19 protein-coding genes are annotated in these 19,389 nt (G+C 57.1%); 9 read left to right on the forward strand and 10 right to left on the reverse strand.

Going from position 1 to position 19,389, the window contains the following annotated elements:
• Positions 1–101: 101 nt before the first annotated feature.
• From dgoD to dnaA, 9 genes are all read right to left on the reverse strand, one after another.
• Positions 102–1,250 carry a galactonate dehydratase gene (gene dgoD / locus H7K56_RS20895; RefSeq protein ID WP_058758194.1) on the reverse strand — a complete coding sequence of 383 codons (1,149 nt, stop codon included), beginning with the start codon at positions 1,248–1,250 and terminating at the stop codon, positions 102–104.
• Positions 1,247–1,864: a 2-dehydro-3-deoxy-6-phosphogalactonate aldolase gene (locus H7K56_RS20900; RefSeq protein ID WP_021506907.1), complete on the reverse strand. Its 618-nt coding sequence runs from the start codon at positions 1,862–1,864 to the stop codon at positions 1,247–1,249. Before H7K56_RS20900 ends, dgoD begins: the two co-directional genes overlap by 4 nt.
• Positions 1,848–2,726, reverse strand: coding sequence for a 2-dehydro-3-deoxygalactonokinase (locus H7K56_RS20905; protein ID WP_058758195.1), 879 nt, complete (start codon positions 2,724–2,726; stop codon positions 1,848–1,850). Before H7K56_RS20905 ends, H7K56_RS20900 begins: the two co-directional genes overlap by 17 nt.
• Positions 2,723–3,421 carry a FadR/GntR family transcriptional regulator gene (locus H7K56_RS20910; protein ID WP_058770730.1) on the reverse strand — a complete coding sequence of 233 codons (699 nt, stop codon included), beginning with the start codon at positions 3,419–3,421 and terminating at the stop codon, positions 2,723–2,725. The genes H7K56_RS20905 and H7K56_RS20910 overlap by 4 nt, the downstream gene beginning before the upstream one ends.
• A 216-nt stretch (positions 3,422–3,637) precedes the next feature.
• Positions 3,638–4,447 carry a sugar-phosphatase gene (yidA, locus tag H7K56_RS20915; protein WP_127833469.1) on the reverse strand — a complete coding sequence of 270 codons (810 nt, stop codon included), beginning with the start codon at positions 4,445–4,447 and terminating at the stop codon, positions 3,638–3,640.
• Between the two features lie 173 nt (positions 4,448–4,620).
• Complete coding sequence (gene gyrB / locus H7K56_RS20920; RefSeq protein ID WP_058758200.1) at positions 4,621–7,029, reverse strand: DNA topoisomerase (ATP-hydrolyzing) subunit B; 2,409 nt, start codon at positions 7,027–7,029, stop codon at positions 4,621–4,623.
• 17 nt (positions 7,030–7,046) lie between these two features.
• On the reverse strand, positions 7,047–8,132 hold the full coding sequence (gene recF, locus H7K56_RS20925) for a DNA replication/repair protein RecF (RefSeq protein ID WP_058758201.1): 1,086 nt from the start codon (positions 8,130–8,132) through the stop codon (positions 7,047–7,049).
• 179 nt (positions 8,133–8,311) lie between these two features.
• Positions 8,312–9,412 carry a DNA polymerase III subunit beta gene (dnaN, locus tag H7K56_RS20930; protein WP_150361081.1) on the reverse strand — a complete coding sequence of 367 codons (1,101 nt, stop codon included), beginning with the start codon at positions 9,410–9,412 and terminating at the stop codon, positions 8,312–8,314.
• A 5-nt stretch (positions 9,413–9,417) separates the two neighbouring features.
• Positions 9,418–10,821 (reverse strand): chromosomal replication initiator protein DnaA, encoded by a 1,404-nt coding sequence (dnaA, locus tag H7K56_RS20935; protein WP_031279599.1) that lies wholly within the window; start codon positions 10,819–10,821, stop codon positions 9,418–9,420.
• Between the two features lie 601 nt (positions 10,822–11,422).
• Here dnaA and rpmH point away from each other — a divergent pair.
• From rpmH to H7K56_RS20975, 8 genes are all read left to right on the forward strand, one after another.
• A complete protein-coding gene (rpmH, locus tag H7K56_RS20940; RefSeq protein ID WP_000831330.1) occupies positions 11,423–11,563 on the forward strand; it encodes a 50S ribosomal protein L34 in 141 nt (46 codons plus the stop codon).
• Between the two features lie 15 nt (positions 11,564–11,578).
• Positions 11,579–11,938, forward strand: coding sequence for a ribonuclease P protein component (gene rnpA, locus H7K56_RS20945; protein WP_040679622.1), 360 nt, complete (start codon positions 11,579–11,581; stop codon positions 11,936–11,938).
• Complete coding sequence (gene yidD, locus H7K56_RS20950) at positions 11,902–12,159, forward strand: membrane protein insertion efficiency factor YidD (protein WP_071813586.1); 258 nt, start codon at positions 11,902–11,904, stop codon at positions 12,157–12,159. Before rnpA ends, yidD begins: the two co-directional genes overlap by 37 nt.
• 2 nt (positions 12,160–12,161) lie before the next feature.
• Complete coding sequence (gene yidC, locus H7K56_RS20955; protein WP_150361080.1) at positions 12,162–13,808, forward strand: membrane protein insertase YidC; 1,647 nt, start codon at positions 12,162–12,164, stop codon at positions 13,806–13,808.
• 80 nt (positions 13,809–13,888) lie between these two features.
• Complete coding sequence (gene mnmE, locus H7K56_RS20960; protein WP_150361079.1) at positions 13,889–15,253, forward strand: tRNA uridine-5-carboxymethylaminomethyl(34) synthesis GTPase MnmE; 1,365 nt, start codon at positions 13,889–13,891, stop codon at positions 15,251–15,253.
• Between the two features lie 207 nt (positions 15,254–15,460).
• On the forward strand, positions 15,461–15,718 hold the full coding sequence (locus H7K56_RS20965) for a helix-turn-helix domain-containing protein (RefSeq protein WP_150361078.1): 258 nt from the start codon (positions 15,461–15,463) through the stop codon (positions 15,716–15,718).
• Positions 15,718–17,028 (forward strand): type II toxin-antitoxin system HipA family toxin, encoded by a 1,311-nt coding sequence (locus H7K56_RS20970; protein WP_150361077.1) that lies wholly within the window; start codon positions 15,718–15,720, stop codon positions 17,026–17,028. The genes H7K56_RS20965 and H7K56_RS20970 overlap by 1 nt, the downstream gene beginning before the upstream one ends.
• Positions 17,029–17,177: 149 nt before the next feature.
• Positions 17,178–17,768, forward strand: a complete 591-nt coding sequence (locus tag H7K56_RS20975) for a malonic semialdehyde reductase (RefSeq protein WP_021506918.1) — start codon at positions 17,178–17,180, stop codon at positions 17,766–17,768.
• 41 nt (positions 17,769–17,809) lie between these two features.
• On the opposite strand, the gene H7K56_RS20980 is transcribed toward H7K56_RS20975, so the two are convergent.
• A complete protein-coding gene (locus H7K56_RS20980; RefSeq protein WP_031279601.1) occupies positions 17,810–18,319 on the reverse strand; it encodes a flavin reductase family protein in 510 nt (169 codons plus the stop codon).
• Between the two features lie 293 nt (positions 18,320–18,612).
• Here H7K56_RS20980 and H7K56_RS20985 point away from each other — a divergent pair, with 293 nt between their 5' ends.
• Positions 18,613–19,377 carry a 4'-phosphopantetheinyl transferase family protein gene (locus H7K56_RS20985; RefSeq protein WP_031279602.1) on the forward strand — a complete coding sequence of 255 codons (765 nt, stop codon included), beginning with the start codon at positions 18,613–18,615 and terminating at the stop codon, positions 19,375–19,377.
• The last annotated feature ends 12 nt before the right edge of the window (positions 19,378–19,389 follow it).

The following is a 19,389-nucleotide window of genomic DNA, read 5'->3' on the forward strand; positions in this document are numbered from 1 at the left end:
TATATCCCGCACATGGTTTAAATAGTCAGATGTTTAATCGCCTGATAATCGGCGCTGTTATAAAGCGGTAAACGCAGCGACCGGGCGCAATACCACCGCCATTACCACTCGGCTACCGATCCATCCGGAAAGCGCCATAATGGGTTGCGCCAGTCTGGCGCATTTTTACTGCGCGCAATCACCAGCTCTTCATTAATTTCCACACCGAGACCGGGTTTATTTAATGGATAGAAATGGCCGTCATCCATTTTAAAATCATCTTTATTGATCACGTAATCGAGCAGTTCAGCGCCCTGATTATAGTGAATGCCCATGCTCTGCTCCTGGAACACCGCGTTACGCGACACGAAGTCGACATGCAGACAGGCAGCCAGCGCAATTGGCCCCAGCGGACAGTGCGGCGCCAGCGCCACGTCATAGGACTCGGCCATCGCCGCGATTTTGTAGCATTCGGTGATGCCGCCAGCGTGCGACAGATCCGGCTGCAGAATCGCCAGCCCACCGGCTTCCAGCACGCGCTTAAACTCGAAGCGGGAGAACATGCGTTCGCCTGCGGCAATCGGCAGATGGGTCTGCGCCGCCAGGCGCGGATAGTATTCTGCCTGCTCGGCCAGCACCGGTTCTTCAATAAACAGCGGACGATACGGCTCCAGCTCTTTGATCAGCACTTTGGCCATCGGCGCGCTGACGCGACCGTGGAAATCGAGGCCAAACTCAATATCATTGCCAAAGGCTTCGCGGATCTGCGCTACGGTGTTAACAGCGGCATCGACCTGACGTGAATTGTCAATGATGCCCATCTCTTCACAGCCGTTGAGTTTGAAGGTATCAAAGCCGATACCACGTAATTTCTTAATGCCATCAATCACTTCAGCCGGACGATCGCCGCCTACCCAGCTATAGGCTTTGATGCTGTCACGCACCAGACCGCCCAGCAGCTGATACACCGGCACGCCCAGCGCTTTGCCTTTAATATCCCACAGCGCCTGATCGATACCGGCAATGGCGCTCATTAAAATCGGGCCGCCGCGGTAAAAACCGCCGCGATACATCACCTGCCACAGATCATTAATCCGCGCCGGATCCTGCCCAATCAGATATTCCGACAGCTCATGCACCGCCGCTTCGACGCTGCGCGCGCGCCCTTCAATCACCGGCTCGCCCCAGCCGATGATGCCTTCGTCGGTTTCGATTTTCAGGAACATCCAGCGCGGCGGCAGGCGATAAGTGGTCAGTTTCGTAATTTTCATCGTACAGCGTCCTTATAGGCAGCAATAAATGCGCGGGCCTTCTCCACGGTGCGCGACAGCGGCTGACCGGCGCGATAGAGATCGCTGCCCAGGCCAGCCCCGACGCAACCGGCGGCGATAAATTCATGCAGGTTTTCCGGCGTGACGCCGCCCACGGCAAAGACCGGCACCTCCGGCGGCAGCACCGCTTTCAGCGCTTTGATGTAGCCCGGACCAAACGCCGACGACGGGAAAATTTTCAGCGCCTGCGCCCCAGCCTGCAGCGCGGTAAAGGCTTCGCTGGCGGTGGCACAGCCTGCGGCTACCAGCATGCCGTGCGCCACGGCCTGGCGAATCACCGCAGCATCGGTATTGGGCGTCACCACCAGCTTGCTGTTGAGCGCCGCCAGCTGATCGACCTGCGTCGCCTGCAGCACGGTGCCGGCACCGATCAGCGCTTTATCGCCGAAGGTTTGCACCATCGCGCCGATACTTTTCGCCCACTCTGGCGAGTTGAGCGGAATTTCAATCGCATCGAAACCGGCGTCGATTAACGCCGCGACGTGCGCTTCAGCTTCATCCGGCGTGATGCCACGCAGAATGGCGATCAGCGGAAGTTTAGTGGGCCAGGACATGCGCAATACTCCTTATTCCGTGCTGGAAAGCGCGATCGCCCTCCAGCGTGACTGAATCTGTTCCGATAAAGGCCAGCGCCTGCTGATAACGCTGTGCCAGCGCGCTGCCGGCGATAATGACAATCGGCTGGCGGCTATGCGTTAACTGCTGCGTCATTTGCGCCACTTCATGGCCGATTAACAGGCCAGAGAGAAAATCACTGATATGGCGCCGATCGCGCGCGCCGAGCACGTGGGCGGCACGCACTTCAAACAGGCGCGCCAGAATTGAGCGGTCGTGGCTGCCAATCTGCAAACCGTCCCGGAACGCGTCCGGAGAGGCTTCCTGCGCGGGTAAACCGGCGCCAATCAGCGACTGCTTCAGCAGTAAATGGTGTAGCTCGCCGGTCATCACGGTGCGGAAATCGATGACGCGATCCTGCTCCATCTGCACCCACTTGGCGTGTGTGCCTGGCATGACATACAGCGGCGCAGGCTGCAGCGTGACCGCGCCGAGCAGCTGGGTTTCTTCACCGCGCATTACGTTGTAGTTGTCGTCACGTTCGACGCTCAGTCCCGGCACAATCCACGCTTTTCCTTCCACGCAGGTCAGGCGATCGCTTAATGCATTGAGCGCCACCGGACAGGCGAGATAAGGCACTGCCAGCCAGCCAGCGTTGCTGCCCACCATACCGGCCATGATCACCGGGACTTCGGCCACCGGCCAGCCGTCGGTAATGGTGGCAAACACCTGAGCAGGCGTGCGGTCGCCGAGGCGCGTCACGCCCGCTTCCGAACGGCGCTCATCGACGCATTCACCGGCGCGGTAATACCAGGCGCGCAGGTTGGTGGAGCCCCAGTCAATGGCGATATAACGCGTCACAAAATCTCCTTGAGTCGGGCGGTTGAGCTGGCAATCATCGCCTTCGCCGCCTGTTCCGCCGCATCGCCATCCTGGTGGCGAATGGCATCGAACAGCGCTTTATGTTCGGCTAACGTGCGCGGCATATTGCCGGAGTCCGCCATGTAGGTTTGCGCAAACACCGCTTTTTGCAGCTGGCTGATCGCCACATTGAGCTGCTGCAGCACCGGGTTATGCACCGAGGCCATCACCGCTTCGTGATAGCGGATATCTGCGTCGTTAAAGGCATCACGGTTGAGGTGGTTGGCCACCATCTCGTTGTAGGCCAGCTCAATCGCCGCCAGATCGGTCGACGTTGCCCGCTCGGCCGACCAGCGCGCAATCTGCGGCTCCACCAGCACGCGCACCTCATTCATGGCCGCAATCAGGCGCGGATCGTGATCGTGCGCCAGCGCCCACTGCAGTACATCGCTGTCGAGATAGTTCCACTGGTTACGTGAAGTGACAAACGCGCCGCGATAGCGCTTCATCTCCATCAGGCGTTTAGCCATCAGGGAGCGATACACTTCGCGGATAATATTGCGCGAGGTTGAAAATCGCTCGCACAGCTCCGCTTCCGCCGGCAGCGCGGCGCCCGGCACATATTTTCCGGCCACAATCTCTTCACCCAGCGTCTGGATGATGCGCTCTGTTTTACTCAGTGGTTCCTGCGTCATAGTGTTCAATTCCATGAAAGGCGTGAGAAATCAGATTACTGCTTTCGTAGTGCAAAGCCCAATCCCTGACGCATCCTGCAGCGGAGATTGTAGTACCATATGTATTGTTTGTACTACAATATGGATCACAAAACAGACAACCTATCGGCGCACTGGCAGTAAAAAATTCAGCAGAGAAGTGACGGGCAGCAGAACGCCGCCCGCATTAGAGGAGGGTTACAGCACTAGCTCTTCAATGGCGTGCGCGACACCATCTTCCATATTGGTCTTCGTCACGAACTGCGCAATCTGCTTCACGGAATCAATCGCATTGCCCATCGCCACGCCGGTGCCGGCGTATTCAATCATCGCCAGATCGTTTTCCTGATCGCCAATCGCCATCACTTCTGACGGCTGCAGGCCGAGTTTCTCCGCCAGCATTTTTACGCCGTAGCCTTTGTTGACCAGCGGATTAAGGATTTCGAGATAGTAAGGTGCACTTTTCAGAATGGTATAACTGTCGCGGGCGCGCGCCGGTAAGGCGGCGATGGCTTTATCCAGTAGTTCCGGTTTGTCGATCATCATCAGTTTCGGGAAGCGCGTCGCCGGATCCATCTCTTCAACGGCGCGATAACGCACCGGAATGCCGGTCAGGCTGGCTTCGTGGATGGTGTATTCGCTGATGTCTTTATTTGGCGTGTAGAGGAAGGATTTGTCGAACGCCTGAAAATGTACCCCAAGGTCGCGCGCCAGCTGTTCCAGGTAGAGATAGTCATCAAAGCCAAGCGTCTTCTCGGCCACCACCTCACCGCTGTCCGCGCTGTGCGCCAGTGCGCCATTGTTGCTGATGCAATACTGCCCCGGCTGACGCAGATCCAGCTCCATCAGGTAGCGCTCCACACCAACAAACGGGCGTCCGGTGGCCAGCACGATCGACGCACCTTTATCCCGCGCCCGACCAATCGCCGCTTTGACGCCCGCCGTGATTTCGTGCTGCGGATTCAGCAGCGTGCCGTCCATATCGATCGCAATCAGTTTTATCGCCATAACGTCCTCGGTTAATTCAGGGTCTGGCTTTAATGCTAGCGCGATTCAGCTCACATTGACCAGTTAATCGGCAGCGGAAGATGCGTTGCGAACAAAGAGGTTGGTGCTCAGGAGGGAATTAATAGCGGTGATTAAAACAAAAAACCCTTCCGTTTGGGAAGGGTTTTGCGATATCAGATATCGATGTTGGCGGCTTTCAGCGCGTTCTCTTCGATGAAGGCGCGGCGCGGTTCAACCGCATCGCCCATCAGCGTGGTGAACAGCTGGTCGGCGGCGATGGCGTCTTTGATGGTGACGCGCAGCATGCGGCGGCTGTCCGGATCCATGGTGGTTTCCCACAGCTGATCCGGGTTCATCTCGCCCAGACCTTTATAGCGCTGCACTGACAGACCGCGGCGCGACTCTTTCACCAGCCAGTCAATTGCCTGCTCGAAGCTGGCAACCGGCTGACGGCGCTCGCCGCGCTCGATATAGGCATCCTCTTCAATCAAACCACGCAGGTGCGCGCCGAGTGCACAGATTTTGCGGTATTCCGCGCCGTCAATGAACTCGCTGTCCAGCGGATAATCGGTATCAACACCGTGAGTACGCACGCGCAGCACCGGCTCAAAGCGCTGCTGTTCGCGGTTTTCCCGCACCTGTGCCACATAGCTGCTGCCATGCGCTTCGCGCTCGTTCAGGTAAGCCACCAGGCTCTCCAGCCATGCGGTCACTGCTGTCTGATCGCTGAGATCGCTCAGGGTTGGATGATAAACCAGCGCGCGCAGCAGCGCAGACGGGAAGCGGCGCTCCATACGCTTGATCATCTTCTGGGTGCTGTTGTATTCCGCCACCAGGCTTTCCAGCGGCTCGCCGCCCAGCGCCGGTGCGCTGGCGTTGGTGTGCAGCGTTGCGCCGTCCAGCGCGATGGCAATCTGATACTGGTCCATCGCGTCGTCATCTTTAATGTACTGCTCCTGCTTGCCCTTCTTCACCTTGTACAGCGGTGGCTGCGCGATGTAGACGTGGCCACGCTCGATGATTTCCGGCATCTGGCGATAGAAGAAGGTCAGCAGCAGCGTACGGATGTGCGAACCATCGACGTCCGCATCGGTCATGATGATGATGCTGTGATAGCGCAACTTGTCCGGGTTGTACTCATCGCGGCCGATACCGCAGCCCAGTGCGGTGATCAGCGTGGCAACTTCCTGTGAAGAGAGCATTTTGTCGAAACGCGCTTTCTCCACGTTAAGGATTTTACCTTTCAGCGGCAGAATCGCCTGGTTCTTACGGTTACGTCCCTGCTTGGCGGAACCGCCTGCAGAGTCACCCTCCACCAGGTAGATTTCAGACAGCGCCGGATCGCGCTCCTGACAGTCCGCCAGCTTGCCCGGCAGGCCCGCCAGGTCCAGCGCGCCTTTACGGCGGGTCATTTCACGTGCACGACGTGCGGCTTCACGCGCACGCGCGGCATCGATAATTTTGCCGACCACGATTTTGGCGTCAGACGGATTTTCCAGCAGGTATTCGCTCAGCAGTTCGTTCATCTGCTGTTCCACCGCCGATTTCACCTCGGAAGAGACCAGCTTGTCTTTGGTCTGAGAAGAGAATTTCGGATCCGGCACCTTGACCGAAACCACTGCCACCAGCCCTTCACGCGCGTCGTCACCGGTAGCGCTGACTTTGGCTTTTTTGCTGTAACCTTCTTTATCCATGTAGGCGTTGAGCGTACGCGTCATCGCCGCGCGGAAACCGGCAAGGTGCGTTCCGCCGTCGCGCTGCGGAATATTGTTGGTGAAGCAGTAGATGTTTTCCTGGAAACCGTCGTTCCACTGCAGCGCAACTTCAACGCCGATACCGTCTTTTTCGGTGGAGAAGTAGAACACATTCGGGTGAATCGGGTTCTTGTTGCGGTTGAGATATTCAACAAACGCTTTGATACCACCTTCGTAGTGGTAATGGTCGTTTTTATCGTCGCGCTTGTCTTCCAGGCGAATCGACACGCCGGAGTTAAGGAATGACAGTTCGCGCAGACGCTTCGCCAGGATTTCATATTCAAAATCGGTGACGTTGGTGAACGTATCGTGGCTCGGCCAGAAACGCACGCGCGTACCGGTAGCGTCGGTATCGCCGGTCACCGCCAGTGGCGCCTGCGGCACACCGTGCACGTAGGTTTGCTGATGCACTTTGCCGTCGCGACGAATGGTCAGTTCCAGCTTCTGCGACAGGGCGTTCACCACCGATACGCCGACGCCGTGCAGACCACCGGAAACTTTATAAGAGTTGTCATCAAACTTACCGCCGGCATGCAGTACGGTCATGATCACTTCGGCAGCAGAGACGCCCTCTTCCGGGTGGATACCGGTCGGAATACCACGGCCGTCATCCTGTACGGAGACAGAGTTGTCGGCATGGATGGTGACCACGATATCACTACAGTGGCCGGCGAGCGCTTCGTCGATGGCGTTATCCACGACCTCGAATACCATGTGATGCAGACCGGTGCCGTCATCCGTATCGCCGATGTACATACCCGGGCGTTTGCGTACCGCATCAAGCCCTTTCAGGACTTTGATACTTGAGGAGTCATAAGAATTCGACATCAACGTTTCTCGCTCATTTAATCTTCAGGTTGAACCGCTATTTTACCCTGTTCCACGCGGAACATCTTGCCCTTTTCGTCACTCATATCGATTACATGCTCGACACCAATGGCGCTGACAAACACCTGAGCCTGCGTGGCTTTCAGGCGTTCCGCCAGCAGGCGACGACGGGTGTCATCCAGCTCGGAGGCGAAGTCGTCAATAAGGTATAAACAGCGACGTCCGCTACTGCGCGTCAGGTACTCGCCCTGCGCTAACCGCAACGCACACATCAGCAGCTTTAACTGACCGCGTGAGAGTAAATCTTCCACCGGCGTTCCTTCAGCACGAATCCGAAAATCGGCTTTGTGCGGACCGCTGGCGGTGTAGGTGAGCGCACGATCGCGCTCGAAGTTGCGCTCCAGCAGCTCGCCGAAGTCGCTCTCTTTGTCCCAGCCGCGCTGGAAGGAGAAGCTCAGCGCAAACTCCGGTAAAAACTGGCTGCAGGTGGCGGTGATTTCGCTGGCAATAGCTGCGCTGTATTCAGCGCGCCAGGCGCTGATCTGTTCTGCCAGCGGCACCAGCTCCTGATCCCATGGCCGGATCTGGCTGTAGCGCGCGACCTGGCGCAGCGCCGCGTTGCGCTGTTTGAGCAGGCGACGCAGATTGCTCCAGGCCAGAAAGAAACCGGGATAAGCATGAAAGCAGCCCCAGTCGATGTAGGCTCTACGGTATTTGGGGCCGCCGTTGAGCAAAGTAAACCCCTCTGGCGTAATCAGCTGCATCGGCAGCAGCTGCGCCAGCTCGGCGACTTTGTGGCCGTCGCTGCCGTCGATGCGGACTTTGCTGTCGCCGGCGCGGTTTTTACTCAGGCCGACCGCCAGCTCGCGCTCGCTGCCTTCAATCCGCCCGTGCAACACAAACGCGTCCTGATCGTGACGAATTACGCGTCCGGCCTGCAAACTGCGGAATGCGCGGCCGTGGCCCAGCGTATAAATCGCCTCCAGCACGCTGGTTTTACCGCTGCCGTTGGCGCCCACAAGAAAATTAAAGCCCGGCGCCAGCGTGAGATCGGCCTGCTCGATATTACGAAAATCTTTAATCAGGAGGCGGGTTAAAGCCATGAACGAATCCAGCTGCGCATTAAGAAGTGGTGTTCACCTAACCCTGCAATCGAGGGCGTTAACGGCGAAGCTAGTTTGCGCACGGCCAGCGCACAGACCCTGGGAGCATACTGAAGTATGTGACCAGGGGCGAGCACTGCCCGGGTGCAAAATAGCGAGTAAGTTAGCCCGCCAGACGATCACAGGCGCATGGGCATCACGACGTAGGCCGCAGCCGGACTGGCTACATCTTCAATCTGCACACTGGAAACCGAATCTGTCAGCAGCAGTCGCACGTTTTCGCACTTCAGCGCGTTCAGCACATCCAGCACGTAGCTGACGTTAAAACCAATCTCCAGCTCGGTGCCGCTGTACGACACGTCCAGCATCTCTTCTGCTTCTTCCTGCTCCGGGTTATTGGCGGTGATGCGCAGCTGATTTTCGGTGATATAGATGCGAACGCCGCGGAACTTCTCGTTCGACAGGATTGCCGCGCGGGCAAAAGCCTGTTTCAGCAGATCGCAGCCCGCTTCCAGCGCTTTGTCAGGATTCTTCGGCAACACGCGGCGATAATCCGGGAAACGGCCATCAACCAGCTTCGACGTAAAGATGAAGTCGCCGACATGCGCGCGAATGTTGCTGCTGCCAATCTGCACCTGCAGCGGCGTTTCACCGCCGTCCAGCAGACGGACCAGCTCAATCACACCTTTACGCGGTACGATCACCGAATGGTTCGGCAGCGCCTGTCCGACAGGCATCGAACAGACCGCCAGGCGATGGCCGTCAGTGGCAACGGTGCGCAGCTCTTCGCCTTCGGTCTCAAACAGCATGCCGTTGAGATAGTAACGCACATCCTGATGCGCCATGGAGAACTGCGTGGCTTCAATCAGGCGTTTGAGCGTGGCCTGCGGCAACGTGAATTCCACTTCGCTCTGCCAGTCGTCGAGATTCGGGAAGTCGCTGGCTGGCAGCGTCGACAGCGAAAAGCGGCTGCGGCCGGAGCGCACCAGCATGCGGTCACCTTCCAGCGTCAGACTGATCTCTGCGCCTTCAGGCAGACCACGGCAGATATCAAGAAACTTACGCGCCGGGACGGTTGTCGCGCCCGGTTCGTGCGACTGGGTCAGCGCCACGCGCGCCACCATCTCCATCTCAAGATCGGTACCGGTCAGCAGCAGCGTGCCTTCATTCACCTGCAGCAGTAAATTTCCGAGGATCGGCAGCGTCGGGCGTCCGCCAAGCGGGCCACTCACCTGTTGCAGTGGCTTCAGCAACTGCTCACGTTCAACAATAAATTTCATATGCGTCAGGAAGATAATGTTCGAATGAGGTTAGAGAAATCTTCTTTGATGTCGTGGCTCTCTTCACGCAGCTGCTCGATTTTACGGCAGGCATGAAGCACGGTGGTATGGTCACGGCCACCAAACGCATCGCCAATTTCCGGCAGGCTGTGGTTGGTGAGCTCTTTGGCCATCGCCATCGCCATTTGACGCGGACGCGCCACCGAGCGCGAACGGCGCTTCGACAGCAAATCCGCCACTTTAATTTTGTAGTACTCGGCCACCGTCTTCTGGATGTTGTCGATGGTCACCAGCTTTTCCTGCAGCGCCAGCAGGTCGCGCAGCGCTTCGCGCACAAAATCGATGGTGATGGCACGGCCGGTAAAGTTGGCATTGGCAATCACGCGATTCAGTGCCCCTTCCAGCTCACGCACGTTAGAGCGCAGACGCTTGGCAATAAAGAAGGCCACTTCGCCCGGCAGACGGATGTCGTTTTCGTCCGCCTTTTTCATCAGGATCGCGACACGCGTCTCCAGCTCAGGCGGCTCGATCGCCACGGTTAATCCCCAGCCAAAGCGTGATTTCAGACGATCTTCCACCCCGTTGATCTCTTTCGGGTAACGATCCGAGGTCAGGATGATCTGCTGATTACCTTCCAGCAGCGCGTTGAAGGTGTGGAAAAACTCTTCCTGCGAGCGCTCTTTATTGGCAAAGAACTGAATATCATCGATCAGCAGCGCGTCCACCGAACGGTAGTAGCGCTTAAACTCCTCGATGGCGTTGTTCTGCAGCGCTTTCACCATATCCTGCACGAAGCGTTCGGAGTGCATGTAGACCACTTTGGCATTCGGCTTGCGCGCGATGATGCCGTTGCCCACCGCGTGCAGCAGGTGCGTTTTACCGAGGCCAGTGCCGCCATACAGGAATAGCGGGTTATAAGCGCCGCCAGGATTATCCGCCACCTGACGTGCCGCCGCGCGCGCCAGCTGGTTGGACTTACCCTCAACGAAGTTGTCGAAGTTGTGGCGGTTATTCACGTTCGAGCGGTAGGTCACATCAGCCGGTGCCGGAACCGAATCCCAGCTCGGGCGCAGCGGCTGTGCCGGTGCCGGACGATTCTCAGCCGGTGCGGGCGCGCTGACGCTGCTGGCCATGGCGGGTTGCGTAGCAGCCACCGGCGCAACCGGGCGCGTGCCGACCTCAAAACGCAGCAGCGGCACGTTCGCACCGCAGAATTCATTCAGCAGCCCATTGATACTATTGAGATATTTATCCCGAACCCAGTCGAGTACAAACCGATTTGGTGCATACAAGGCCAGCGTATTGTCGTTCAATTCAGCCTGCAGCGGACGAATCCACATGCTGAATTCGGTGGCAGGAAGCTCATCCTGCAAACGGGCAAGACACTGTTGCCAAAGCGTAAGTGACACGGCGGACTCCACTCGTACAAAATCGATAAGAATTTCAGGCGCTAATAATAGAAACTGTCTTTTTTGACACAGGCGGTCAGAAAGCGCCTGCGACCGCTATCCGCGGTAGTCATCCCCGGCGATCGCAAGGAGGATCGTCAGCGGAAGGGCGGATCATAGCGCAAAGCGCCTCAGAGATCTTCCCTTTCTACACAGTTTTGATCCATTTTATCCACAGGGTGTCCAGGCATGCATCAGTTTACGCCGTCTGCGGAAAAAGCGAGCGGGGATCAGGCTGAAAGCGAGAAATTTTCCACCGCGCTCGCATTTTTGCCGTTACGATCGGCGCGGCGATCGCAAGAAGATCCTGGACGATCCTTGCGCTTTCCTTTATAGCCCGTATAATTCCCCACCCGGCATTGGCGCGTGAAGCTTTGATGCCCGGAATTAGCGGGCTGTATCAGAGTTTTCAGGTCTCGCGCCCAGCGAAGTAAATTGACTCCGGACTGTACAATTATTACAATCCCGCCTCTTTATTAAAGACACATTGAGGCGTCGGTCGTTTTACTGGCCCGAAAACGCGTCACCCAGTGAAATTTTTCAAGTTTAGGTAGAAATCGCCATGAAACGCACTTTTCAACCGTCCGTACTGAAGCGCAACCGTTCTCACGGCTTCCGTGCTCGTATGGCTACTAAAAATGGTCGTCAGGTTCTGGCACGTCGTCGTGCTAAAGGCCGTGCTCGTCTGACCGTTTCTAAGTAATAAAAGCTAACCCTCGTGGTTAAGCTCGCATTTCCCAGGGAGTTACGTTTGTTAACTCCCGCTCATTTCACTTTCGTCTTCCAGCAACCTCTTCGGGCTGGCACGCCGCAAATCACCATCCTCGGCCGCCTTAATTCGCTGGGGCATCCCCGCATCGGTCTTACCGTCGCCAAGAAGCACGTGAAACGCGCCCATGAACGCAACCGGATCAAGCGATTGACCCGCGAAAGCTTTCGTTTGCGTCAACACGAGCTGCCGCCGATGGATTTTGTCATCGTGGCGAAAAAAGGGATTGCTGACCTCGATAACCGTGCACTGACGGAAGCGTTGGAGAAATTATGGCGTCGTCACTGTCGCCTGGCGCGCGGCTCCTGATCGCCCTGATACGCGTTTATCAACGCGCCATCAGCCCACTGCTGGGACCTCATTGCCGGTTCCATCCCACCTGCTCGCAGTATGGGGTGGAAGCTGTACGCCGCTTCGGCATGTTAAAAGGCAGTTGGTTGACGATTAAACGCGTATTAAAATGCCACCCTTTGAACCCGGGTGGCGACGATCCGGTGCCGCCAAAAACCTTTGATACCAGAGAACATTAACGATGGATTCGCAACGCAATCTCTTTCTCATCGCTTTTCTGTTCGTGTCTTTTATGATCTGGCAAGCCTGGCAGACGGACCACGCTCCGCAGCCACAGCAGACCCAGACCACGCAGAACACAAGCAGCGCAGCGGGTGATGCCGCCTCTTCCGGCGTGCCGGCTAGCGGCCAGGGCAAAACGATCACCGTTAAGACTGATGTCCTGTCAATCAACATTAATACCCGCGGCGGTGATATCGAGCAGGCACAGCTGCTGACTTACCCGGACAAACTGGGTTCAGACGCACCGTTCCAGCTGCTGGAAACCACTCCGGCCTTCGTTTATCAGGCGCAGAGCGGCTTAACCGGCCGTAACGGTCCGGATAACCCGAACAACGGCGCACGTCCGCTGTATACCGCTTCCCAGGATCACTTCGAGATGGCCGATGGCCAGACCGAGCTGCGCGTGCCGCTGAGCTGGACCGGTGAGAACGGCGTGGTTTACACCAAAACCTTCGTGTTCAAACGTGGCGAATTCGCGGTTAACGTCGACTACAACATCAATAACGCCTCGCAGCAGCCGCTGGAAGTGGCGATGTTTGGTCAGCTGAAGCAGACGATTGATCTGCCGAAGCATCGCGATACCGGCAGCAATAACTTTGCGCTGCACACTTTCCGTGGTGCCGCTTACTCGACCAGCGATGCGAAGTATGAAAAATACAAATTCGATACCATCGCTGATAACGAGAACCTGAACACCACCACCAGCAACGGCTGGGTGGCGATGCTGCAGCAGTACTTTGCGACCGCATGGGTGCCGCGCACTCAGGGTAACAATACGCTGTACACCAGCAATCTCGGCAACGGTGTGGCGGCAATCGGCTATAAGTCGGCGCCTGTAACCATCTCCGCCGGCGCGCAGCAGGATCTCGGTGCCACTCTGTGGGTCGGTCCGGAAATCCAGGACAAAATGGCCGCTATCGCGCCGCACCTCGATCTGACCGTGGATTACGGCTGGCTGTGGTTCATCTCTCAGCCGCTGTTTAAGCTGCTGAAGTTCCTGCACAGCTTTATCGGTAACTGGGGCTTCTCCATTATCGTTATCACCTTCATCGTGCGTGGCATCATGTACCCGCTGACCAAAGCGCAGTACACCTCGATGGCCAAGATGCGTATGCTGCAGCCGAAGATTCAGGCCATGCGTGAGCGTCTGGGTGATGATAAGCAGAAGCAGAGCCAGGAGATGATGGCGCTGTATAAGGCGGAGAAAGTGAACCCGCTGGGCGGCTGTCTGCCACTGGTTATCCAGATGCCAATCTTCCTGGCGCTGTACTACATGCTGTCCGGTTCCGTTGAACTGCGTCATGCTCCGTTTGTACTGTGGATCCATGACCTGTCAGCGCAGGACCCGTACTACATTCTGCCGGTCATCATGGGTATCACCATGTTCTTCATTCAGAAGATGTCACCGACCACCGTGACCGATCCGATGCAGCAGAAGATCATGACTTACATGCCGGTTATCTTTACCGTGTTCTTCCTGTGGTTCCCGTCAGGTCTGGTGCTGTACTACATCGTCAGCAACCTGGTAACCATTCTCCAGCAGCAGCTGATTTATCGCGGGCTGGAAAAGCGTGGTTTACACAGCCGCGACAAGAAGAAAGCGTAACGCCCGGCAACGCTGAGCAGGACGCAACATCTCCAGGGGCGGCATTTATGCCGCCCTGTTTTTTTTGGAAGAAGGTACTTATGAGCCACAGTGACACTATTGTTGCCCAGGCGACGCCTCCCGGCCGTGGTGGCGTCGGTATTCTGCGTATTTCCGGAGGCAAAGCCGCTGAGGTGGCGCAGGCCGTGCTGGGCAAGCTGCCGAAGCCACGCTACGCCGACTATCTGCCCTTTAACGATGCTGATGGCAGCGTGCTGGATCAGGGCATCGCGCTGTGGTTCCCGGGTCCCAACTCCTTTACCGGCGAAGATGTGCTGGAGTTGCAGGGCCACGGCGGTCCGGTGATTCTCGATCTGCTGCTGAAGCGCATTGTGGCGCTGCCGGGTGTGCGCATTGCGCAGCCGGGCGAGTTCTCGGAACGCGCCTTTCTGAATGACAAGCTCGACCTGGCGCAGGCAGAAGCGATTGCCGATCTGATTGATGCCAGCTCCGAGCAGGCCGCCCGCTCCGCCGTCAACTCGCTGCAGGGCGCCTTTTCACTGCGCGTTAATGCGTTAGTGGAAGCACTCACTCACCTGCGCATCTATGTGGAAGCGGCGATTGATTTTCCGGATGAGGAGATCGACTTCCTTTCCGACGGCAAAATCGAAGCGCAGCTGAATGCGGTGATCGACGATCTCAACGGCGTCCGCGCCGAAGCGCGTCAGGGCAGCCTGCTGCGTGAAGGGATGAAAGTGGTGATTGCCGGTCGTCCCAACGCCGGGAAATCCAGCCTGCTCAACGCACTGGCTGGACGCGAAGCGGCGATCGTCACGGATATCGCCGGCACCACGCGTGACGTGCTGCGCGAGCACATCCACATCGACGGCATGCCGCTGCACATCATCGATACCGCCGGTTTGCGTGAAGCCAGCGACGAAGTGGAACGTATCGGCATTGAACGCGCCTGGCAGGAGATTGAGCAGGCGGATCGCGTCCTGTTCATGGTGGATGGCACCACCACTGACGCCACTGAAGCCGCCGCCATCTGGCCTGATTTCGTGGCGCGCTTACCGGCTGCGTTGCCGATTACCGTGGTACGTAATAAAGCGGACATGACCGGTGAAACGCTGGGCCTGACAGAAGTAAATGGCCACTCACTTATTCGCCTGTCGGCGCGCACCGGCGCTGGCGTCGATACGCTGCGCGAGCACCTGAAACAGAGCATGGGCTTCGCCGGCAATATGGAAGGCGGCTTCCTCGCGCGTCGCCGCCATCTGCAGGCGCTGGAGTTAGCAGCCACTCACTTACAGCAGGGCAAAGATCAGCTGCTGGGAGCCTGGGCGGGCGAACTGCTGGCCGAAGAGCTGCGGCTGGCGCAGCAGGCGCTGAGCGAAATCACCGGCGAGTTCACCTCCGACGATCTGCTGGGCCGGATTTTCTCCAGCTTCTGTATTGGTAAGTAAAACAAACCTTTATATTAATGGCTGGCGGCTTCTTTACCGTTCGTCAGCCACTCCACGCTGTTCTTCCCGGTATTATTAACCCGCGTTAACCCTAGTTCACTACCGCCAGTTGCGCGTGAAGCCGGGATTACCTGTGATAGCGGGTAAACCTTGCTTCACACGCAATAGCGTGTAATGGTATCACGATTGCCAGACTGGAGCGCCGCTATGAAAATCACCAGCGCCAAACAATTAAGTTCTTATCTCAAAGATAGAAGACTCACAGAGGCACTCTCGCAAGCGAAAGTTGCCAGCAAAATTGGTATTCGCCAGGATACCGTCTCGAGCTTTGAGCTACAGCCAGAAACCACCCGACTGGACACGCTGTTTCGTATTCTCGCTGCTCTGGATCTGGAAATGGAGATAAAACCCCGTGGTTTGCCATCGGCCAAACAGGACCCGGAAGGCTGGAAGGAGGAGTGGTGATGACAGAACTGGATGTCTACATGAACGGCTATCGGACAGGCGTTTTCAGCAGGGCAGCAACCGGTGCACACACCTTCAGATATTATGAGAGCTGGCTGAATCAGCCGGGTAGCCGACCGATATCCCTCTCCATGCCTTTGCGCCACCAGCCTTACAAGGGCGCGGAGGTCTATAACTTTTTTGACAACCTGCTGCCTGATAATCCTGAAATTCGCGCACGTATTCTGTCTCGCTATCAGGCCAGCTCCACCCAGCCTTTTGACTTACTGGCAAAAGTCGGCAGCGACACCATTGGTGCGCTGCAATTGTTACCGCCTGACAGTAAACCGCACACTGTCCGAACGATCGATTATCGCAGGTTAAGCGATAGCGAACTGGAAAAAATCCTGTCAGGCTATCAGTCAGGCGCACCGCTTGGCATGCTGGAAGAGCTAACGGATTTTCGTATTTCACTGGCTGGCGCGCAGGAGAAAACGGCGCTGTTACGCATTAATCAACAATGGTGCCTGCCGCAGGGTAATACGCCCACCACCCACATTTTAAAATTGCCGATTGGCAATATCCAGAGCCATTCGCATCGCATCGATCTTTCAGATAGCGTGGAGAATGAGTGGCTTTGTACGCTGATTGCCAGAGAATTTGGCCTGGCAGTTCCCCCTTGCTTTATCGTAAACACCGGGAAAATTAAAGCACTGGCCGTAGAGCGGTTTGATCGGCGTTATGCATCGGATGGACAGTGGATCATGCGGTTACCCCAGGAAGACTTTTGTCAGGTGCTGAATGTACCCGCGGCAGGAAAATATGAAAGCCACGGCGGCCCGGGCATCTCTGCGATTATGGATTATCTCCTGAACTCAGTTAATGCAGAACAGGATCGATATGATTTCATGAAAGCTCAGGTCCTGTTTTGGCTGCTGGCGGCCACCGATGGCCATGCCAAAAACTTTTCCATTTTTATCGAAGCGGAAGGACGTTTTCGCCTGACGCCGTTTTACGACATTCTTTCCGTTTATCCCGTGATTGGCGGTGCGGGATTACACATTCGTGATGCAAAGCTGGCAATGGGACTGAACGGGAGCAAAGGCCGGAAAGCCGCCATCGAACACATTTTTCCCCGCCATTTTATAGAAACCGCAAAAACGACAAAATTTGCCCTGACGGCGATGGCACATATCCTCGATGAGTTCAGAGCCAGGACGCCAGAAGTGATCCAACGCGTGCAGGAGCAAATCCCTGCAGCCTTCCCGTTACGCGTGAGCCAGACCATCCTCAATGGCTTTAAGGCGCGGGCCGCGCGTCTGCAGCAGTAAACGTTCAACGGTTGTCATGCGTGTTTGTTATTTGGCGCGCCTTCGCCTTTGTCGTATAACGGTTGAGGGTCGCCGCGTAAACGCAGCGGCCCCATCCATTATTCATGCTAAAAATCAGGCGCAGGTTGTTGCCTGAACAGGAGAGAAACATGAGTACACCGCTCGACAGCGTGGCGCTGAACGCGCTGTTTACTGAAGCCCGCACACATAGCTACTGGCAGGATAAACCGATTTCGCAGGAGGTGCTGAAGCAGCTCTATGCGCTGACGGCTCTGGGGCCGACCTCAGCCAACTGCTCGCCGGGCCGCTTTGTGTTCGTGACGTCTCAGGAAGGTAAAGAGAAGCTGAAACCGGCGCTCTCCTCAGGCAATGTGGATAAGACCATGGCGGCACCGGTGACGGTGATTGTGGCGTGGGATCCGACCTTTTATGAAGCACTGCCAAAACTGTTCCCGCATGGCGATGCACGCAGCTGGTTTACCAGCAGCCCGGATTTGGCCAAAGAGACCGCGTTTCGCAACAGCAGCCTGCAGGCGGGCTATCTGATTCTGGCGGCCCGCTCGCTGGGACTGGATGCCGGCCCGATGTCCGGTTTTGATCCGGCTAAAGTTAACGCCGCGTTCTTCAGCGAAAATAACTGGCAGGTCAACTTACTGATCAACCTTGGCTATGGCGAAGCCAGTAAGCTGCATCCGCGCCTGCCGCGTCTGAGCTTTGACGAAGCCAGCAAATTTGCCTGATACGTTAAGCAGCGCAGCCGCACGACGCGCTGCGCCATGACTTAGCCCAGCGAGTGAAAACCGCTGTTGAAGTAGACCATCGGCGCTGTCGCTTCGCCCGGCAGCGCAATACCAACGATACGCGCCAGCAGCACGCTGTGGGTGTTCCACTCCACCGTTTTTTCCAGCTGACAATCGAAGCTCACCAGCGCATCAGCCAGCACGGGCGCGCCCGTATTAAGGGTTTGCCATTCACCGCTCTGGAAACGCTCAGCGCGGCGCGTCGGCGAGCTGAACTGCGCGCACAGGTCATCGTGCTGCTCGCGCAGAACGTTCACGGCAAAGTAGCCCGCCTGCAGAATGGCATCGTGGCTTGATGCGCTGCGGTTAACGCAGACCAGCAGGCTGGGCGGTTCCGCTGCCAGCGAGCTGACCGAGGTGGCGATCAGCCCGAACTTTTCTCCGCTGGATGAGGTGGTCACCAGCGAGACACCGGCAGTGAGACGGCGCATGCCGTGACGAAATTCATCCAGCGAGATCGATTCCTGGCGAGCAAGAGAGGTAACAGACATAACAACTCCGACGTGCATGGTTTGCGATGCGCACGATTGGCAGATAGGTGAATAATTTAAGCACTTCATTGTGCAGCTCTTTCCTGTCCAAATCCTACACCACATCCGCCGCTTCGGCACCCCATCCGACACCAATGTGCAAAAGCCTCATATTCAATTGCAGCTCATGGCAATGAGATTCGCCTCGTCCTTATCTGAATTTACTGGCTATCCAGCGTAAGCCGGATGCAAACCCATGAGAAAATTCTTACAATAGCCCTGATGATTATCCGACCATTTTCACGGAGCGACAGATGGCTAGTCATTTTGTTCGTTGGGTGGTTAACCCGCCCCTCACCCCAGAGACCATGCGGGTTCCACAGGATGTGATGACCAGCGCCGGGCACCTGCCTGATAAGCGCCGCGGCCGCTTTCTTGCCGCACGCGCGCTGCTGGCCCAGCTGATGCTGCGCGTCTATGGTATTCGTGACCTGCCGCCGCTGATCGCCAGCAGCAGCGGTCGTCCCTGCTTTGCCGATCCTAATCTGCCTGACTTCAGTATCTCCTATGCCGGTAATATGGTCGGCGTGCTGCTGGCAGAAGAAGGCGGGCGCGCTGGCCTGGATATGGAAATCGTTCGGGCGCATAGCCGTCAGGCGCAGGATGCCCTTACGCAGGGGCTGTCATCGGGTGAAAAGGCGTGGATTAACGCCCAGCAGGATTTTATGGAAGCGGTGACGCAGATCTGGACGCTACGCCAGAGCATCCTCAAACTGACCGGCGAAGCCAACAGCGGTATTGATGCACTGCGGCTGCATCCGGCGGCCGGCCGGCTGCGATCCAGCGTCTATCCCGATATTCAGGCAGTGTGTGATGCCGAGCCGACGCTGGTATGGTCCTGCGCGCTGTCGCCCGGCACTGAGCGTTTACGGCTGTGGGAGATTGATGCGCAGCAGCAGTGGCAGTCGCTGCGCGATGTGGAGATGAGCAAACCCAACATCGGGCCGCGCACCCTGCGCCTCACCAGCCTGCCCGGCGAGCGTGTCGCCAGTCAGCCGGAAGTCAGGCATCCCGGATAACCAGGCCGCACC

The organism is Pantoea dispersa (genome assembly GCF_014155765.1).
GTDB lineage: Bacteria > Pseudomonadota > Gammaproteobacteria > Enterobacterales > Enterobacteriaceae > Pantoea > Pantoea dispersa.

Excerpts from the sequence above, each read along its gene's own strand:
- H7K56_RS20975 (WP_021506918.1), top strand. The coding sequence starts at position 17,178 with ATGAGTACACCGCTCGACAGCGTGGCGCTGAACGCGCTGTTTACTGAA.
- yidA (WP_127833469.1), bottom strand. The coding sequence starts at position 4,447 with ATGGCGATAAAACTGATTGCGATCGATATGGACGGCACGCTGCTGAAT.
- gyrB (WP_058758200.1), bottom strand. The coding sequence starts at position 7,029 with ATGTCGAATTCTTATGACTCCTCAAGTATCAAAGTCCTGAAAGGGCTT.
- rpmH (WP_000831330.1), top strand. The coding sequence starts at position 11,423 with ATGAAACGCACTTTTCAACCGTCCGTACTGAAGCGCAACCGTTCTCAC.
- H7K56_RS20985 (WP_031279602.1), top strand. The coding sequence starts at position 18,613 with ATGGCTAGTCATTTTGTTCGTTGGGTGGTTAACCCGCCCCTCACCCCA.
- H7K56_RS20910 (WP_058770730.1), bottom strand. The coding sequence starts at position 3,421 with ATGACGCAGGAACCACTGAGTAAAACAGAGCGCATCATCCAGACGCTG.
- recF (WP_058758201.1), bottom strand. The coding sequence starts at position 8,132 with ATGGCTTTAACCCGCCTCCTGATTAAAGATTTTCGTAATATCGAGCAG.
- yidC (WP_150361080.1), top strand. The coding sequence starts at position 12,162 with ATGGATTCGCAACGCAATCTCTTTCTCATCGCTTTTCTGTTCGTGTCT.
- H7K56_RS20980 (WP_031279601.1), bottom strand. The coding sequence starts at position 18,319 with ATGTCTGTTACCTCTCTTGCTCGCCAGGAATCGATCTCGCTGGATGAA.
- dgoD (WP_058758194.1), bottom strand. The coding sequence starts at position 1,250 with ATGAAAATTACGAAACTGACCACTTATCGCCTGCCGCCGCGCTGGATG.
- H7K56_RS20900 (WP_021506907.1), bottom strand. The coding sequence starts at position 1,864 with ATGTCCTGGCCCACTAAACTTCCGCTGATCGCCATTCTGCGTGGCATC.
- mnmE (WP_150361079.1), top strand. The coding sequence starts at position 13,889 with ATGAGCCACAGTGACACTATTGTTGCCCAGGCGACGCCTCCCGGCCGT.
- H7K56_RS20970 (WP_150361077.1), top strand. The coding sequence starts at position 15,718 with ATGACAGAACTGGATGTCTACATGAACGGCTATCGGACAGGCGTTTTC.
- H7K56_RS20965 (WP_150361078.1), top strand. The coding sequence starts at position 15,461 with ATGAAAATCACCAGCGCCAAACAATTAAGTTCTTATCTCAAAGATAGA.
- dnaN (WP_150361081.1), bottom strand. The coding sequence starts at position 9,412 with ATGAAATTTATTGTTGAACGTGAGCAGTTGCTGAAGCCACTGCAACAG.
- yidD (WP_071813586.1), top strand. The coding sequence starts at position 11,902 with ATGGCGTCGTCACTGTCGCCTGGCGCGCGGCTCCTGATCGCCCTGATA.